The 15,230-nt window shown below is 63.0% G+C and carries 18 protein-coding genes; 11 read left to right on the top strand and 7 right to left on the bottom strand.

The window, feature by feature from the left end; genetic code table 11:
- The first annotated feature begins 172 nt into the window (after positions 1-172).
- From ACIHAX_RS28530 to ACIHAX_RS28480, 11 genes are all read left to right on the top strand, one after another.
- Entirely contained in the window at positions 173-427 is a 255-nt protein-coding gene (locus ACIHAX_RS28530; protein ID WP_397280576.1) for a hypothetical protein, read from the top strand.
- On the top strand, positions 408-2,600 hold the full coding sequence (locus tag ACIHAX_RS28525) for a type IV secretory system conjugative DNA transfer family protein (RefSeq protein WP_397280721.1): 2,193 nt from the start codon (positions 408-410) through the stop codon (positions 2,598-2,600). Before ACIHAX_RS28530 ends, ACIHAX_RS28525 begins: the two co-directional genes overlap by 20 nt.
- Positions 2,597-3,610, top strand: a complete 1,014-nt coding sequence (locus ACIHAX_RS28520; RefSeq protein WP_397280574.1) for a replication-relaxation family protein — start codon at positions 2,597-2,599, stop codon at positions 3,608-3,610. The genes ACIHAX_RS28525 and ACIHAX_RS28520 overlap by 4 nt, the downstream gene beginning before the upstream one ends.
- Positions 3,607-4,233 (top strand): MT-A70 family methyltransferase, encoded by a 627-nt coding sequence (locus ACIHAX_RS28515; protein WP_397280572.1) that lies wholly within the window; start codon positions 3,607-3,609, stop codon positions 4,231-4,233. Before ACIHAX_RS28520 ends, ACIHAX_RS28515 begins: the two co-directional genes overlap by 4 nt.
- Positions 4,234-4,314: 81 nt before the next feature.
- Entirely contained in the window at positions 4,315-4,740 is a 426-nt protein-coding gene (locus ACIHAX_RS28510) for a hypothetical protein (RefSeq protein WP_397280570.1), read from the top strand.
- 113 nt (positions 4,741-4,853) lie between these two features.
- A complete protein-coding gene (locus ACIHAX_RS28505; protein ID WP_397280568.1) occupies positions 4,854-5,510 on the top strand; it encodes an antirestriction protein ArdA in 657 nt (218 codons plus the stop codon).
- A 117-nt stretch (positions 5,511-5,627) separates the two neighbouring features.
- Positions 5,628-6,041: a helix-turn-helix domain-containing protein gene (locus ACIHAX_RS28500; protein WP_397280566.1), complete on the top strand. Its 414-nt coding sequence runs from the start codon at positions 5,628-5,630 to the stop codon at positions 6,039-6,041.
- 157 nt (positions 6,042-6,198) lie between these two features.
- A complete protein-coding gene (locus ACIHAX_RS28495; protein ID WP_397280564.1) occupies positions 6,199-6,843 on the top strand; it encodes an ImmA/IrrE family metallo-endopeptidase in 645 nt (214 codons plus the stop codon).
- A complete protein-coding gene (locus ACIHAX_RS28490) occupies positions 6,840-7,271 on the top strand; it encodes a recombinase family protein (RefSeq protein WP_397280562.1) in 432 nt (143 codons plus the stop codon). The genes ACIHAX_RS28495 and ACIHAX_RS28490 overlap by 4 nt, the downstream gene beginning before the upstream one ends.
- Positions 7,268-9,049, top strand: coding sequence for a recombinase family protein (locus ACIHAX_RS28485; RefSeq protein WP_397280560.1), 1,782 nt, complete (start codon positions 7,268-7,270; stop codon positions 9,047-9,049). The genes ACIHAX_RS28490 and ACIHAX_RS28485 overlap by 4 nt, the downstream gene beginning before the upstream one ends.
- Positions 9,050-9,538: 489 nt before the next feature.
- Positions 9,539-10,984, top strand: a complete 1,446-nt coding sequence (locus tag ACIHAX_RS28480) for a HEPN domain-containing protein (RefSeq protein ID WP_397280558.1) — start codon at positions 9,539-9,541, stop codon at positions 10,982-10,984.
- A gap of 709 nt (positions 10,985-11,693) precedes the next feature.
- Here ACIHAX_RS28480 and ACIHAX_RS28475 read toward each other — a convergent pair.
- From ACIHAX_RS28475 to ACIHAX_RS28445, 7 genes are read right to left on the bottom strand one after another with little or no spacing between them, the layout of a single operon-like run.
- Entirely contained in the window at positions 11,694-11,870 is a 177-nt protein-coding gene (locus ACIHAX_RS28475; RefSeq protein WP_397280556.1) for a hypothetical protein, read from the bottom strand.
- 1 nt (position 11,871) lies between these two features.
- A complete protein-coding gene (locus ACIHAX_RS28470; RefSeq protein ID WP_397280554.1) occupies positions 11,872-12,072 on the bottom strand; it encodes a hypothetical protein in 201 nt (66 codons plus the stop codon).
- A complete protein-coding gene (locus tag ACIHAX_RS28465; protein ID WP_397280552.1) occupies positions 12,069-12,989 on the bottom strand; it encodes a DUF2637 domain-containing protein in 921 nt (306 codons plus the stop codon). The genes ACIHAX_RS28470 and ACIHAX_RS28465 overlap by 4 nt, the downstream gene beginning before the upstream one ends.
- Before the next feature lie 3 nt (positions 12,990-12,992).
- Complete coding sequence (locus ACIHAX_RS28460; protein ID WP_397280550.1) at positions 12,993-13,400, bottom strand: hypothetical protein; 408 nt, start codon at positions 13,398-13,400, stop codon at positions 12,993-12,995.
- A 30-nt stretch (positions 13,401-13,430) separates the two neighbouring features.
- Complete coding sequence (locus ACIHAX_RS28455; RefSeq protein WP_397280548.1) at positions 13,431-14,468, bottom strand: toprim domain-containing protein; 1,038 nt, start codon at positions 14,466-14,468, stop codon at positions 13,431-13,433.
- A gap of 2 nt (positions 14,469-14,470) precedes the next feature.
- On the bottom strand, positions 14,471-14,806 hold the full coding sequence (locus tag ACIHAX_RS28450; protein ID WP_397280546.1) for a hypothetical protein: 336 nt from the start codon (positions 14,804-14,806) through the stop codon (positions 14,471-14,473).
- A 3-nt stretch (positions 14,807-14,809) separates the two neighbouring features.
- Positions 14,810-15,229 (bottom strand): hypothetical protein, encoded by a 420-nt coding sequence (locus ACIHAX_RS28445; protein WP_397280544.1) that lies wholly within the window; start codon positions 15,227-15,229, stop codon positions 14,810-14,812.
- Position 15,230: the final 1 nt, after the last annotated feature.

The raw sequence follows: 15,230 nt of genomic DNA, 5'->3' as shown, positions 1-15,230 counted from the left end.
TTACAGTGGTGTTCGCCTCGGTGTAGTGGTTTTTGCAACAACCGTTGAGTTTTGCGCAAAGGCAAAACATATTAGGGGCAGTGCTGTTGCGCAAAAGCAATAGCCAGTAGCTCAAATTGGCCGAGCTGCCAAATTTGTAGATATCAATCGTAATTCATTGAGGAGGAGAGCTATGTCTAAAACAGGAAGACCCAACTATCGACGCAAGGACCGGGAGCGTAGCCGGGGCTTCAAGCCCGAGAAGCGCATTGTCGTCGATGCAGTGCACCGTCAGCGGCCCGACCTGCGCAAACTCAGCCGCGCCATGATCAGCATGGGCATTGAGGTGCAGGCCAAGGCCAGCGCAGGCGAAGGCGCAGAGCGCACCTCCTCTTCCGGTGCAACAGACGACTCTGACGGAAAGGAGGCTGACCGTGACAATCAGTAGGCCCGCACCCGACCCCACCGCCGACTCGCTGGCCTGGCAACTTCTGTTCTGGCCCAGTCCGTTCCGTGAGTCTGCTGCGACGAGTCTGCTTCGCCACTGGGCGGCCCAAAAGCACGCTCCGCAGTTGATCTTAGAAGCCCACTCCACTGCCGAGGGCGTCGAATACCTTGTCGGCAGCCAACTTCGGCACGCCCAAAGTGTCCGCCGGGCGGTCGAGCAACTGGTGTCCGGCGCAGTGGTGACACCATTCGACGCCGACGAGCGTGGCGAGATCATCACCGCCCGCCGACTGAAGTTGACCACCACGGACTGGCCACTCGAGCCGGTCGACCGGGTGGCCTCTAGCCGGTCCATCCTGAGCGCCCTCACGGCGGTGAACCACGGGGAGCGTTTGGTCGTCCAGGTCGTCCTCGGGCCGCGGCGTCAGCCGATGCTGCCGCCGGTCACCGGAGCGGACGGCGGGCACCAGTCCGTGGCGTCGAGGGTCTGGAACGGGCTGCTGCCGGACAAGCGGCCGAACGCCCGCCAGGCCATTGCCCGCAAGCTCGGCCAGCACGGCTTCGCGACCGTGATCCGGATCGGCGTCGAGGCCGGCACCGCGGAGCGACGGAAATCCTTGTTGCTCGGGTTGGCCGCAGCGATCGGGACGGTGGAGACCGCCGGAGTGCATTTCAAGCTGGCCGAGGAGAAGGCCGGGAAGATCAATCAGCCGAAGGCAACCTGGTCGGTTCTCGCGCCCGCACAACTCCTCAGCGTGCCCGAACTGAGCCACCTGCTGGCCTGGCCGGTCAGCGACCACGACGAACGGTTTCCGGGCCAGCCGCCGCTGCATCCGAAGCCGGTGCGGCCGACACCGGCGCTGCTGTCCGGTGAGCGGGTGATCGCTAGAGCCAACGCGCCCGGCATCTCCGGCACGGTCGGCTACAACGTGCTCGACGCCACCAGACATTCTTGGATACTCGGGCCGAATGGCACTGGAAAATCGACGCTGCTGCTCAACCTGATCGTCCAAGACCTCGAAGCCGGGCGCCCGGTGGTGGTCATCGAGCCGAAGGACTTGGTGGCCGACATCCTGGCTCGCATCCCAGTGGAACGGGCCGGCGACATCGTGCTGCTCGATCCGCTCGATGAGGTGCCGGTGGGGATCAATCCGTTGGCGCACAGCGAGGGGCGCACGCCGGAGGTGATCGCGGATTCGTTGTTCGGCACCATCCACGCCATCCACGGCGACCTCGGCCCGCGGTCGGCCGACATTCTGCGAAATTCGCTGGAGGTGCTGGCCAAACGTGACGACGCCAGCCTGACCATGCTGCCCTTGCTGTTGACCAATCCGGGGTTCCGACGTTCCTTGACACAGCAGGTCATCCGTGACGATCCGTTTGCGGCTGGACCGTTCTGGGCCTGGTTCGACTCGCTGTCACCGGAAGCGGTGGATACGAAGATCGCGCCGCTCAGTAACAAGCTGCGCCCCTTGCTGACCAAGCAGCTGAGAGCTGTTCTGGCGCAGCGCAAGCCGAAGTTCAACATCCGGCAGGTGCTGCGCGAAAACAAGGTGCTACTGGTGCCGCTCCAGAAGGGCGTCATCGGGCCGGAGGCGGCGCAGCTGCTGGGGGCGATCATCCTCGCCGAACTCTGGCAGGCGATCCGGGAGCGGGCCGGGACACCGGAGGACACCCGTACACCGGTCATGGTCTACATCGACGAGGTGCAGGACTACTTGCGCCTGCCGACCGACCTTGGTGACGCACTGGCGACGGCGCGTTCCCTCCGCGCGGGGTTCCACTTGGCACATCAGTACCAGAAGCAGCTGCCGCCCGCGATGCTCGATGCCTTCCGGAACAACGCAAGGAGCCGGATTACGTTCCAGCTCCAGGCAGGTGATGCCAAGGACATGGCGACCGGGCAATCCGTGCTTGTCCAGGAGGACTTCGGGGCGCTACCCGCCCACCACGTCTACGTGAACCTAATGCGCGACAACACGGTCCAGCCCTGGGCCTCCGGCATCACTTTGCCGCCGCCCCCGGAAACCAGCGATCCGAACGAGATCCGGCGCCTGAGCCGCGAACGCTACGGCCAACCCCTCGATGAGATCGAAGCCGGATTCGCCGAGCTGCTCGACCAGGTGAGCGGCGACGCGGACGGTGCGCCTCGGCGTCGGAGGAGGTCGGTATGACGACGGAAAATTCAGGCAGCCGGAGCGGAAGCGACGTAGAAACTACATCTGGTAGCGGTATTCGTCCCGTTATTCGTGCCGCATCAACCACAACATCCCCCTCTACGTCGGTCAATGGCTCCTTGCGGGAGCCGAATGATGGTGCCCATACGGGCACCACACACCGCCGCCGCTCACGCACCACCGGCCCCGTCCGCGATATCACGTCGCTGGCAAGTCAGCTCAGTGACCGTGACTGGTCGATCCTGCGTTCGGTGGCCGAACATCGCTATTTGGCCGTGCCGCAGATTCAGGCGCTCCACTTCGGCGACCTGCCGCCCGCTAGCGGCCTACGGACGACGCAGCGGGTACTCGCCCGGCTGCGGCGCTATCGGGTGCTGGCGAGCCTGACACAACGGATCGGCGGCATGCGATCGGGTAGTAGCGGCCTCGTCCATTACGTGGACGTCGTGGGAGACCGGCTCTTGCGGCTGGAAGCGGGCCGGGGACCCCGGCGGCGCTTTGAACAGCCGACCCAGCGGTTCCTGGACCATCAGCTCGGCATTGCCGAGGCGCATGTGGCGCTGGTGAAGGCCAACCGGCAGGGCCAGCTGGAGCTGGTGAGGTGTGAGACCGAGCCTACAGCCTGGCGCGACTACGTCGGCGTTGGTGGAACGCGGCTGACCCTGAAGCCGGACCTCTACGCCGAAACAGCGTGTCCGCCCGGCAGCGAGTACGTCGATGCGGCGTTCATCGAGATTGACAAGGGCACCGAGAGCATTCCGACGCTGCTCAAGAAATGCCGCGAATACGAAGCGTATCGCCGATGCGGCACCGAGCAGGAGCAAAGCGGCGGTGCGTTCCCGTTCGTCGTCTGGAGCATGTCTGCCGACACCGAGGCTAAGGCCGAACGGCGATGCGCCGCTCTGCGCGACGCGATCGACGGGGACCGGAGATTGCCCGTCCACCTATTCCGGGTGATCGCACCCGATCAGCTGATCTCCGTACTGCAGAAAGGAGGCGAAGTATGAACGAAGACAACATCATTCACACCATAGAGGCGCCCCAGAAGCGCTACCGCACGATCCTTGCCGATCCACCGTGGGACATTTCCCAGGCTGGTGGACGCGGAGCGATCCAACACTACCCGCTCATGACCGTCGAGCAGATCGCGAACATGCCCGTGAGCAGCCTCGCGGAAGACGACGCGCACCTTTGGTTGTGGGTCACGAACGGATCGTGGCGGGCGGGCTACGACATTATGACCGCCTGGGGCTTCACCTACCGCTCGCCGCTGACCTGGGTGAAACCGCGCCTGCAACTCGGCCAGTACCTGCGCAACATGACCGAACACGTTTTGTTCGGTACCCGCGGCAAGGCTCCGGTCAACTTCCGGGCGCAGCCGACGTGGTTCATCGCCCCCGTCCAGGAGCACAGCCACAAGCCGGAAGAACAGTACGCGATCATCGAACGGGTTAGTCGCGGTCCGTACTTGGAGCTGTTCGCCCGGCGGCGGCAACCCGGCTGGGACGTGTGGGGAAATGAAATCGACGCGGACATCGTGCTGCCCGGCTACCCGGTGCCGTCCGACCGCAAGCACTCTGACAAGGCGACTGACGACCCGCACGCCGCACCACCCGGCCTTACCGGATAGCGGGATGCCCTCGTCGGTGCCATGCGGCCGTACCCGTAAACGCAATGAGCGCTTACCGGCCGCTCGCACCGAGGAGGAGCGATGTCCGAACCGTCGAACAAGGAAGTCACCCTGGCTATCCGAATCGACACCGCCCGGCATACCCAGCTGACCTGGATTGCCGACCTGCGAAAGCGCAGCCTGAAGGCTGAATGCTTCGCCGCCGTGGACGCCTGGATCGAGGCTGCGAAGAACGATCCTGACCTGATGGCCAGGGCCAACGCCGCTCGCGCCGCCATTGAAGAAGAGGCACGCACCCGGCAGGCAGCCATCGACAACCTGTTCACCGTAGCCCCGCCACCGCCGCCGGATGACCAGGACGACAGCGCCACCATCACGATGGCGGATGCCGAGTCCGAACCGGCTGACGAGGCCGTAACTTCGGCAGGGGAACCGTCGCAAGGGGGTCGCCGCAGCCGGGGCCGCCGTGCTGGGCAGCAGGCCGAAGGCGTGCAGGCGGACAGCTGAGCCCCGCTCAGGGCGCCCGGTGTAAGAGGCCGGCGGACGGCGGATCGAGGGAATGCACACCCTTTCCGCTGTCCGACCGGCCAACACTCAAACATAACGCAAAGGAGGTGAGCATGAATGAGAAGTACCCGCAGCACATTCCAGCTGCAGAAGATGGTCAGGAACACCAACCAGCAGCAGACGAACGCGCAGCTGACCGCGAAGGAGAACCCCGGCCGCATCCCCGCATTTACATCACCAAGGGGCTGCCCCTGCGCGCCGAGCTGACGACCGGGACGTGGCTGGACATGGCCCGCGACCCTCGAGACATCTACGCCGAGATGTACGGCATCCTAGAAGACGAGACCTCCGACGGCGAACGTCTCTACATATGGGACTACCGCGACTTCGGTGCCTTCGATGTCACGACTGGCGCGATCGGCCTCGAAGGCGTCGATAGCATCGAGCTGCTCAGCCAGATCGCCCGGGGCATAGCCAAATACGGCCCTGCCTACGCAGCATGGGCCGATGCTCACGATGACGATCCACTCCTATTCGACCACTTCGCCACTGCTTACAAGGGGCACCACGAAAACATGGCTGCCTACGTGCGCCAGCTGTTAGAGCCGCTGCGCATCGACGAGATGCTCAAGCGCGCGGTGCCGACAGCTCTGGAGGAGTTCGTTTACGTCGACTATGCCGCGATCGGGCAAGAGATGCTGCGCGAAGGTGACCTTGTCGCCATTCCAGCTGAGGGCGGCGGGGTGTGGGTGTTCGACGAGAGAGCGTAGTAAATAAATAGCCTCGACAAAGACAGCTTTTATTCGCCACAAATTACCGAAAGCAATTGTTTTTGCGCAAAAACCGAGGTATTCTTTAATTTGGAAAATATAATGGAGAAAACGCGAATGGCTACATCACGTACGCGCGAGCCCGGAAAACTCGCAGAGGTTATCAAAAGTCGGAGGCAGGAATTGCAGCTGAGCGGCCACGCGCTTGCGCTTCGAGCCGGACTCAGCCCGTCAACGGTCACCCGCATCGAGCAAGGTGTCTTCGCCCATCCAACCCCGCACTGCCTGCGCGCCATCGCCGAGGCTCTGGACATGCCCGCCGATGAGCTATTCACACTGACAGGAGGCATGCCCCGAGCGAAGAGCCTGCCGCGGAAGCCACGGATCCGCATCACGTACCACGATGTGGCATCCGAAGCCGCGAGTGAAATCTTCGATGCGATCTACGCCGTTGCAAAACGACATGGCATCACGCTAAATAGCTTGCATGAATTCAGGTACAGCGACCACGACCCAGCCACCCACCGCTGAGATTACCCATGCGAGAATGCCAACTGACTAGGAAGGAGAAACAACAGACTCAGAACCAACCACACGAATAACCCCGGCCAGACTCTGATCCGCAAACATGAAAAAGAAAGGAACCTAAAACGACAAGCACACCAAACGATCGAAAGGAGATCCTCACATGTTTTCACCACCATTCACCGCACTTCGACCTAACACACTCGCGCATCACCCCTATGCCGCATCGCGCACCAAGATCAACCTTACCCGGCTCCGCCGCATGACACCTCGCCAGCCGGTCGCCTTCAACCGCAGCCTCCGAGTGGCTCGCAATCAAGCAGACCTACTCCTGCAGCACGCAGCACAGAGCAACACTGGCCCAATCAACGCCATCGCAAGGACGCCAAAGGTCCGGGTCGACTACGTCGTCGGACAACGGCTGCACGGTGCAAGCTTCTGGGATACCCACGCCCGACAGTGGGTCATCCAGATCAACCAAGACAGCCATTGGAAGCAACAACTATTTGCCATCGCCCATGAATTCAAGTACGTCCTCGACTACCGTCACAACGACCTGTTGTACCAAGGCAGTCCTACAAGATCGGCCATCTGCGAAGCTCATTGCGCTGCAAGCTACTTCGCCCGCTACCTGCTCGTGCCCGACGATCCATTGATCGAGGCAGTCAGCTCCGGCACAACTGACGCTGGCGACCTCGCCGACCGTTTCGGGGTCACCGAGGACGTCATCTGCGAACGTCTCCACGACCTGCAGCTTGCGATCGAGCCAGGCGCTCGTCCGTTGGTTGCCCGTGGGAGCTCCGCATGAGCAGGCGGGCACTAACCGACTTCACCCCGGCCGTGCTGTTCCTATCGACCGCTGCCCAAGCCCACGGCCTACTGGCAGATGGTGAACCCATCCGGATCCAAGTCCAACGGGAAGCTGGACACCGGCTCGCCACCGAGAACAAGCTCGGCATCGTCAAGGAATTCGTTGAAATCGGCACGGGGGCAACCAGCCTGCGCAGACGCCCTGCCCTGCGGCGCATGCTCACCTACCTGCAGCAGCACCCGGAGATCCGGGTCGCCATCTTCCCAGACCCCCATCGGTTTTCCCGCAATTACGTCGCTTCCCAGTCGATGCACCAGCGGCTTCGCAAACTCGGCGTCGACGTCATCTCGACCGGTGGGGAGCAGTCCACTCCACGCGATCCGAAATCACTCGCAGCCCTGATGGCAGGAGGTCCCGCCGTATGACAAACACCATCGACCACACTGACTTCGACCTTGACGACGCCTTGAAGCTCGCCGTCTCCTATCTGCGCGTCTCCAGCAAGAAGCAGCTCGACACCGCCCGCGACATCGACCCAGACGGCAACTCAGTTGCCACCCAACGCATTCACGTTGATCGCAAGGCCGACAACCTTGGCGCACGCATCGTTAAGGAGTTCTTCGACCCCGGCATCTCCGCCCAGACCATCGACAAACGTCAAGAGTTCCAGGACCTGATCACGTACCTGCGTGAGCACCCCGATATCAAGTATGTCATCGTCTACGCCCGCTCCCGAGCCTTCCGCAACTACATCGACGCCGCCATCACCAAACGCCTCCTCGACAAGCTCGGCGTCAAACTGGTCTCCGCCCGCGAAGATTTCGGCGAAGGTATCTTCGGCGAAGCGATGGAAGCCATCACCGACATCTTCAACGACGTTCAGAACCGCCTCAGCGGCGAAGACATCCGCATCAAGCTGCAGAACAAGGCCACCAAAGGCGGCACCATCGGGCGCACCCGGATCGGCTACCTCAACACACGGATGGAGTTCGAAGGCCGCCTGGTCAACGCCGTAGCACTCGACCCCAAACGGGCGGACCTAGTCAAGAAGGCATGGGAGCTGTACGCCACTGGCGAGTACAGCATCGACCGGCTCGAAGCCACCATGGCCGACATGGGCCTCACTGCCCGCGCTTCCGGCCGTTTTCCCGTCGAGAAGCCGATCAGCGACAGCACTTGGCACCGAATCTTGCGCGACCCGTACTACGCCGGATTCGTCGTATACAAAGGCGACCTATACCCCGGCCGGCATGAGGCCCTGATCAGCCAGGAGCTGTTCGACCAGGTTCAGGATGTCCTCAATGCCCGCAGCGCTCCAGGTCAACGCGACCGCGTCCACCAGCACTACCTAAAGGGTGGGCTGTTCTGCGCCCGCTGTCGAGACAAAGGGCGCGTCGCCCGCTTGATCTACATGGAAGTCACGGGCAAGACCAAACAGAAATATGAGTATTTCGCCTGTCGCGCTCGCCAGGAGAAGTCATGCGATCTTCCGTACCTGCGGGTTGAACGCGTCGAGCACGCCATCGTCGAGCGCTACCGATTCCTACAGCTTCCCGAAGACTTCATCAGCGAGGTCCGCGCCGAGCTTCAGGCGAGCATCGACGACGAACAGGACAACGTCCGCGAACGACACGCCAGCCTTAAACGCCGACTCGACCAGCTCGAAACCCAGGAAAGCAACTTGGTCGACCTGGCCGCCGACGCTGCCCTTCCTCAAGCCAAGATCCGCGCCAAGCTCGGTGCCATCAAGCTCGAACGCAAACGAATCGAAGCGGGGCTCGCCAACACGGGCGAACAGCTCGCGGTTGGCGCATCCGTACTTCGCGACGCCCTGGCCCTCCTGGACGACCCGTACGCGCTCTATCGCGATGCTGAACCCAAGATCCGCCGTCACCTCAACCAGACCTTCTACGAGGCCTTCTACGTCGACGACATCGAGGTCGTCGACGACGACAAGAAACCACTGTTTGGCGAGCTACACGACGCCGTACGGGTCTACCAAGAAGGACGAGCGCAGCGTCCAGCAGCCATTGGGAGCCCAATTTCTTGCACAAACGAAGAGAACCCCCACAACGTGGAGGTTCCTTCGTCTTCTACCGTGACAGACTCGCTCACCCTTTCCGATGTTTTTCGTGTCGGGGTTTCGAGTAAGGCTGTCATGGTGGGGCGGGCGGGGCTCGAACCCGCGACCAATGGATTATGAGATCAAACACTCCGAACAGTGTCCTGACCAGGGAAAAGACGGGTTAGCTGTGACCATGTAGACAAAATACATTGGTGTCGAGCGATAACCTGTTGATCTTGTGCTCCCTGGACAGCGCTGCAGCTGCTCATCCCTGCCGAGGACTCCACCAGGGCAGCAAGTTCCTGATACCGCCGATACAGGCGCCTCATGACGGCCGGGCTGCCACACGGGCATCGGCAGGTCCCGAACTTGAGTGTTCGATCTGACGACTCGCCAGCCGCTCCCGCTCCGCAACTCCCCGACTTCGTTGGGCGCAATGACACGGCCGCTGTCGGACTCACGGGGGGCATACATCGTACGACCATCGACAGATCGATATACCCAAGTTGCAAGTATCGGATGTGCCCACAGACATTCGACAGTCAGCTGAGCCCGTAAGCGTAACAACGCTTGGCAACTCGGCGATGTCTCAACGCTGAACCCATTCGAAACGACAGGACTGAAAAGATGCCAGAGCAGTCGTACACCGGGACCTGGTGGAAACCCGAGACACCTGCCGAGAAGTTCTCGGGCACGCTAAGGATCTCGACAGATGGCGAGGCGTCTTTAGAACTTCTCGGCGGATTCCCACTAATGGTTTGGAGGCAAACAGGCCCCGGCACGTTCGACTCTTCCGGTGAACGTCGTTGCATTGCAATGCTTCATGGAGAATCGGCAGGGAAAGACATAACCCTGTTGAACTGCTCAGAAGAAGACGCCAACTACCCAGTATTCAGCCCTGAAGGCCCGCCCACTTGGCAACAACTTTCGACCGCCAGAGCCATAGTGGGCATTCACCTCAACAAACCTAACGATCCAGTCTTCATCGCCGCAAAGTTTCGAATCGAGAATCTGCAACGATGGCTTGGAGTCACAGAGTTTTCGAATGGTTTCGACACGGAAGGGAAACTACGCAAAGCCGAAATAAGAGTTCCGGACCCGCTCAGTGTCGACTACGACGACATTACCATCAGTGCAACAATGTATTCAGGAATCTTCGGCTTCGCCCCTCGGCGAGATGGAACGGATGTTCGAGCCGAGACATACGTCGTACTCGAAGCTCGATCCAAAAATCCGCTGCCACAGGACGGTTTCGATGGACTCTCACTTGCGATGACAGACTTGCTCACGTTCGCATCAGGGGAGCCGTGCGCCCTGCTCAGCCACTCACTAGAAGTGGAGAAAAAGGACAGGTTCGAGGTCCCCGAATTTACCAATGGCTCAGTTTCGGCGCGCACAGTTGAACGCACTGTTATGGCAGCAGTATACCGCCAGACTCGGGTGAGCCCAAAAATCGACGACACCCCATTGACCCCTTTACATGAATTCTTGTTCACTTGCGCCGATATGAGCTTCGAGAAAATAATTCCCGCGTGGCTTTCTCTGCGCAAGAAGATCAAACCGGCCACTGACATACTCCTCAGCCTTATCTACGGCCCACCACGCTTCCTGCAAATAAGAGCACTGACTGCCGGTGTCGCACTCGAAGGAATGCACCGCTTCTTGTATCCGGATTCGCTGAGAATGCTCCCCGCAGACTTTGAACAATTGAAGGAGCGTGCCCTCGCCAGCCTCGACAGCCAGGAGGACCGGGACCATTTGAACAATGCCATGCGTAACGAGCCCACTTATAAAATGCGGATCGAACACCTTGCGCAGACGCCAAACGAGGAAGCGGTAAACTGCATAATAAAGGACATCAAGAAATGGGCGGGGAGGCAAACCCAGATCAGAAACGGGCTTGCTCATATGCTCGATGATAAGTCTGGCAAAGACATCATGGAGATGGCAATGACATTTCATCGATCGCAGAACCTGCTGAACTTGGTCCTGATGTGCGAGCTAGGACTTCCGGGGACTGTCCAGGTCCGCGCGATGGAACAACACATGTACCTGTCTGAAGAGAATCGTTGACATCGACAGTCCGGTCCAGGTCGGCCTCATGAGACTCGGTCATATCCCGACCGGAGGTGGCTGGCGCACCCCGGCCGCGGACGACGATCGATGCAAACGAATCAACCCGTTGCGATGTCCGCCCCGAACCCTCCTCTTGTGGTCCATCCCCGGCACGGCAATGTGCTGCACGCGCGTCACGCGACCTGCCCGTGCCCTCGACCGCCGCCTGCGCTCCCGACTCCCCTACAGCACTGAGCGCGCCCTTGCGCGCGAACACGCCACCGTTGGTGGCGCAGCTCTAGACGCAACTTCCGCACCTGACGTAAGCACCCTCCCAACCCGCCTTTTGTGGTCCTCCCTTCCCTTGTGGTCTCCCCTCCTTCTGGTCCTTCTCTGCTTTGTGTTTTGTGTTGTCTCCTGCCCTGCCCGGCCGACACTCTCTATGAACAGCGAAGCCATAGAGAGTGTCGGCCGGGCAGGGCAGGAGGCGGCGCAAAACACCCCAGGTCAAACGCATGTTTGGCCTGGGCGTGCCGGGACAGTGCCGGGACTTGATATGTCCCGGCACTGTCCCGTCAAAGTCCCGTCAATATCCCGGCACTGTCCCGGCAAGTACGGTGTTCCGGACGTAGCCGAAGGCCCGTCAGGCGGGCTGACGGGCCTTCGGCTGTTTCGGGTGCGATTCGAGCGAGTCCGGGGCTGCTGAAGTGGGCAACCTCCGCCGTGTCTATTGATCGTTTTCGTCAGTTGCGCTGGCAGTCCGGGCGCTGAGCGCCGGACGTACGCCGGACTCGATCGTGATGTCGATGAGTTCGAAACCTGCCACAGCGAACCTGATGCGCGTGAACCGTGAACTGTCCGGCTCTGGCGGCTCGTACGTCACCGGCTTTGGGATGATCTTCATGTCAGGGTTCCCCTCTCCCTCGAGACACCGGGATAGCGTCGGCTACGGCGATCTCACCGTATGCGCGAACGCCGAAGCTGTTGCGGTTTGGGTAGATACGTTCGACGAGCCGGATGTCGAATCCGGCGGCGGTGAGCATCGCGGCCACTGCGGCGACGGCGGCCGCATCGCCGGACAGTCGGACGTTGACCACGCTCGTCACTGGTGGGCTCCTTCCCGGATGTGTTCCTGGGCCGCGGTGAGAGTGCGGGTCACCGAGGACGAGCTGAGGCTGACGTGCTCAGCGATGCGCGCGTGCGACCAGTTCTGTTCGTGACGCAGGCGCAGGATCTCGGTCACCTTCTCCGGGTCACGCCGCCCGGACGGGTCAGCGCTGCACAGCAACTCGGCGACCCGCGCCCACCGGTCGACCTCCGCACCGGGCGCCGGTGCGTGCTGCGTAGGGGCTTCGATCGCGGACTGTTCGGCGGTGCGCAGCTCCGGGGACGGTCGATGCGCGGTGAGTTCGGTCGAGGTAGACCGGGTCTCGGTGTGAACCTCGCGCACCGACACGGTGCGTACCGGCTCGGGCCGCTGCACTGGTTCCGGCTCGGTGCGCACCGCCGGTTCGGTGGTGGTGTGGTCGGTGCGTGCGAGCACGAGCAGGGCGACGGTGGCCTGTCCGATGGCGCCGTCGATGATGAGCGGGAACAGCCATGCCAGGTGTTCGCTCATCCCGACCTGAATCGACAGCTCCCGCAGGGCGTCGAACGACAGCCGGAACGCGCCGACCGCGATAGCGGCGGTAAGTGCGACAACAGCCCAGTAGGCCAGGCGGGCCTTGTTCTGGGCGCGCACGAGCAGCCCGACGCCGTGGGTTGCTGCCAGCAACGCGATGGGCGGGAAGCTGGCGACGAACGCCGCGACCGGCTGCTTGCCGTCCGGTGCGTTGATCCATGCGTGAACGAGGTTGCCCGCGATCGACATCGCCGCGACCAACAGCAATTCACCCCAGAAGAACCGGATCGCCGACACCTGCTCGCGGGTCCGTGCACCGGCCTGTGCATCGTCTGGTGCGCTGTGGTGCGCAGCAGGATCGCTGCTGCGCACCACGTCCGCACCGGAGCTGAGTCCGGTCACGGCTCACGCATCCTTGCTCGCGGCGGCCGGGGTGTAGACGGCGGTGAACAGCCGCGCCCGCGAGTACTCGGGGTCGGGTCCGGTGTAGGTGACCGACAGGGTCGCACCAATCTCGAAGTCCTCGCTGCCTGCGTTCTCCAGCGCCAGCCCGATGGCCTGTTCCATGCGCCAGGACACGTACAGGTTGCGTGGTCCGGCGCCGGTGTCGAGGGTGACGACGGTCTGCATGACCGGCTGGCCGTCCTCGTCGAGTTCGACCTCACCGGGCGCGCCACCGAACTTCAGCTTGGGTTCCTCGACGGCAGCGACGATGCGGCCGTAGACGGTGGTGCCGGGCTTGCTGGTCTTGGTGAACGCCGACGCGGGGCGTGCGGCGCGGCGGAAACGCTGTCCGACGGTGTTGCTGCTCATGATGGATAGAGGTCCTTCCTGTTGTGGTGTTCAGCGGGCGCGGGTCCGGTCGGGCCGGCCGCGGCTGGTCGGTGTGGGGTGCAGGTCGTGAATGCTGCGCGGGGATCGGGGCCGGTCGAGGTAGGCGACCGGTTCCAGTTCGTCGAGGTCATGTCCGGCGTCGAGGTGGTCGCAGAGGTCCTTGCCGTCGCGGGCCTGCAACACCCGGACTTCGCCGACGCGGTCGGCGAGGGATTCGGCGACCTGGGCGGCGTGGCGGTAGCCGGGCCGGTCGCGGTCGGCGACCACGATCACCCGGCCAGCGCCACCCAGCCAGCGCGCGTGGTCGTCGGTCCACTTCCCCGCGCCCATCGCGTTGCACGTCGCGAGCTGCCCGGCCTGGCGGGCTCGCTGCACGTCCTTCTCGCCCTCGCACACGTACAACTCGCGGCCGGTGTCGAGCGCTTCGCGCACGTCGGCGAGCTGCCAGGGCAGCGGAGCGAACCCGGTGTTGATCCACTCGGTTCCGGTCCAGCGCCGCTGGTAGAAGCTCTTGGCGTGGCCGTGCTCGTGCGGGGTGTGCAGCCGCACCACCGCGCCCTCGACACGACCGCCCGGCCACCGGTAGACGTAGGTGTCCACCGCCTCCGGCTCCCCGATCTGCGCACCCAGATCCCGCTTCGCGGGCAACGGGAACCGAGCCGCGAGAATGGCTTTCTCGACCGGCGAGGCGACGGCAACCGAGCGGGCGGGCCGCCCGCCGCCCGTGTACGGCCGACGAGCAGAACCCTGCTGATTGGTGCGCTCGGGTAGCCGGTCCCACAGGTCCCGCACCCGCAACCCGATGCGGTCGAGCACGTCCTGGTCGTCGCAGCGTGCCCAGCAGCGCACCATCGTTTTGCCCTGCCGCGGGTCGTAGCGCACACCCAGGCTGGGGTTGTGGTGGTGGCCGTCACCCTCGTGCACCGGGCACAGGTAGTTCGTCCACTGCTGCGGCTCACGCGGCCACTTGGCCGGACCCACCCGGCGAATCAACGCCGCGGTGACCACCTCGTAGGAACGGCCCTGCGGCGATGTCGGTTCGGTCATCGTCACCGCCCCCGCTCGATCTCGGGCCGCTGAGCGGCGGTGAGGATGCGGGCCTGCTCGATACTGCGCCGCTGCACCCCGTTCAGCGCATCCGCGCCCGGCAACGACAGCATCCGCCGCACGGCATTGGGCGAGCGCGACCACAAGTCGTGGACGTCCTTCAGGTACTTCCACTCCCCCGGATGCGGCCCGTTGCGCCACCCCTGGTCGATAGCTTCTTGCTGGGCGTACAGGCTGTGGATCTCCGACTCACCGGCGCCCGGCCGGTCCCGCAACCGCGACAGCCGGTCGACCTCGGCGAACGCTTCGCGCATCGCTTCCTCGTGCTCGATGTGCATGACTCACCGCCCCCGCTGCACACCGCGCCCACGCACGGGCTGCGGCTGCTGCTGCTCGATGTCGGGGTTGGTGTGGCGGTGGAAGGCGTCGCGGACGGTTTGGCTGTCGCGGATCGCCAGATGCAACGAGTGCTGCAAGCTGCGGTATTGCAGCTCAGTCGCTCCGGCGCCGTCGTTGTAGACGATGTTGTCCACCAGCCGAAACATCGGCTCCGGCGAGCGCCGCCAATCCTCGTAAGCGTCATCGAGGTAGCCCCAATGCTCGGCGTGCGGGCCGTCCGCCCACCGCTGACCGATCTCGCGCCGCTGCGCGGTGATGCGGTCGCGGTCGGCGTCGGTCGCGGTCGGCTGCTGCATGTCTTCGCCAAGCTGGGTGTAGCGGGCGAACTCGATGCGCATCGTTTCCTCGTGCTCGCGTTCCATG

The organism is Nocardia sp. NPDC051929 (assembly GCF_044548645.1).
GTDB classification, from domain to species: domain Bacteria; phylum Actinomycetota; class Actinomycetes; order Mycobacteriales; family Mycobacteriaceae; genus Nocardia; species Nocardia sichangensis.
This window is presented reverse-complemented; position numbering and strand designations above follow the sequence as displayed.

Coding starts and splice junctions, on each gene's coding strand:
- ACIHAX_RS28530 (WP_397280576.1), top strand. CDS start 173: ATGTCTAAAACAGGAAGACCCAACTATCGACGCAAGGACCGGGAGCGT.
- ACIHAX_RS28520 (WP_397280574.1), top strand. CDS start 2,597: ATGACGACGGAAAATTCAGGCAGCCGGAGCGGAAGCGACGTAGAAACT.
- ACIHAX_RS28515 (WP_397280572.1), top strand. CDS start 3,607: ATGAACGAAGACAACATCATTCACACCATAGAGGCGCCCCAGAAGCGC.
- ACIHAX_RS28510 (WP_397280570.1), top strand. CDS start 4,315: ATGTCCGAACCGTCGAACAAGGAAGTCACCCTGGCTATCCGAATCGAC.
- ACIHAX_RS28505 (WP_397280568.1), top strand. CDS start 4,854: ATGAATGAGAAGTACCCGCAGCACATTCCAGCTGCAGAAGATGGTCAG.
- ACIHAX_RS28500 (WP_397280566.1), top strand. CDS start 5,628: ATGGCTACATCACGTACGCGCGAGCCCGGAAAACTCGCAGAGGTTATC.
- ACIHAX_RS28495 (WP_397280564.1), top strand. CDS start 6,199: ATGTTTTCACCACCATTCACCGCACTTCGACCTAACACACTCGCGCAT.
- ACIHAX_RS28490 (WP_397280562.1), top strand. CDS start 6,840: ATGAGCAGGCGGGCACTAACCGACTTCACCCCGGCCGTGCTGTTCCTA.
- ACIHAX_RS28485 (WP_397280560.1), top strand. CDS start 7,268: ATGACAAACACCATCGACCACACTGACTTCGACCTTGACGACGCCTTG.
- ACIHAX_RS28480 (WP_397280558.1), top strand. CDS start 9,539: ATGCCAGAGCAGTCGTACACCGGGACCTGGTGGAAACCCGAGACACCT.
- ACIHAX_RS28475 (WP_397280556.1), bottom strand. CDS start 11,870: ATGAAGATCATCCCAAAGCCGGTGACGTACGAGCCGCCAGAGCCGGAC.
- ACIHAX_RS28460 (WP_397280550.1), bottom strand. CDS start 13,400: ATGAGCAGCAACACCGTCGGACAGCGTTTCCGCCGCGCCGCACGCCCC.
- ACIHAX_RS28455 (WP_397280548.1), bottom strand. CDS start 14,468: ATGACCGAACCGACATCGCCGCAGGGCCGTTCCTACGAGGTGGTCACC.
- ACIHAX_RS28450 (WP_397280546.1), bottom strand. CDS start 14,806: ATGCACATCGAGCACGAGGAAGCGATGCGCGAAGCGTTCGCCGAGGTC.
- ACIHAX_RS28445 (WP_397280544.1), bottom strand. CDS start 15,229: ATGGAACGCGAGCACGAGGAAACGATGCGCATCGAGTTCGCCCGCTAC.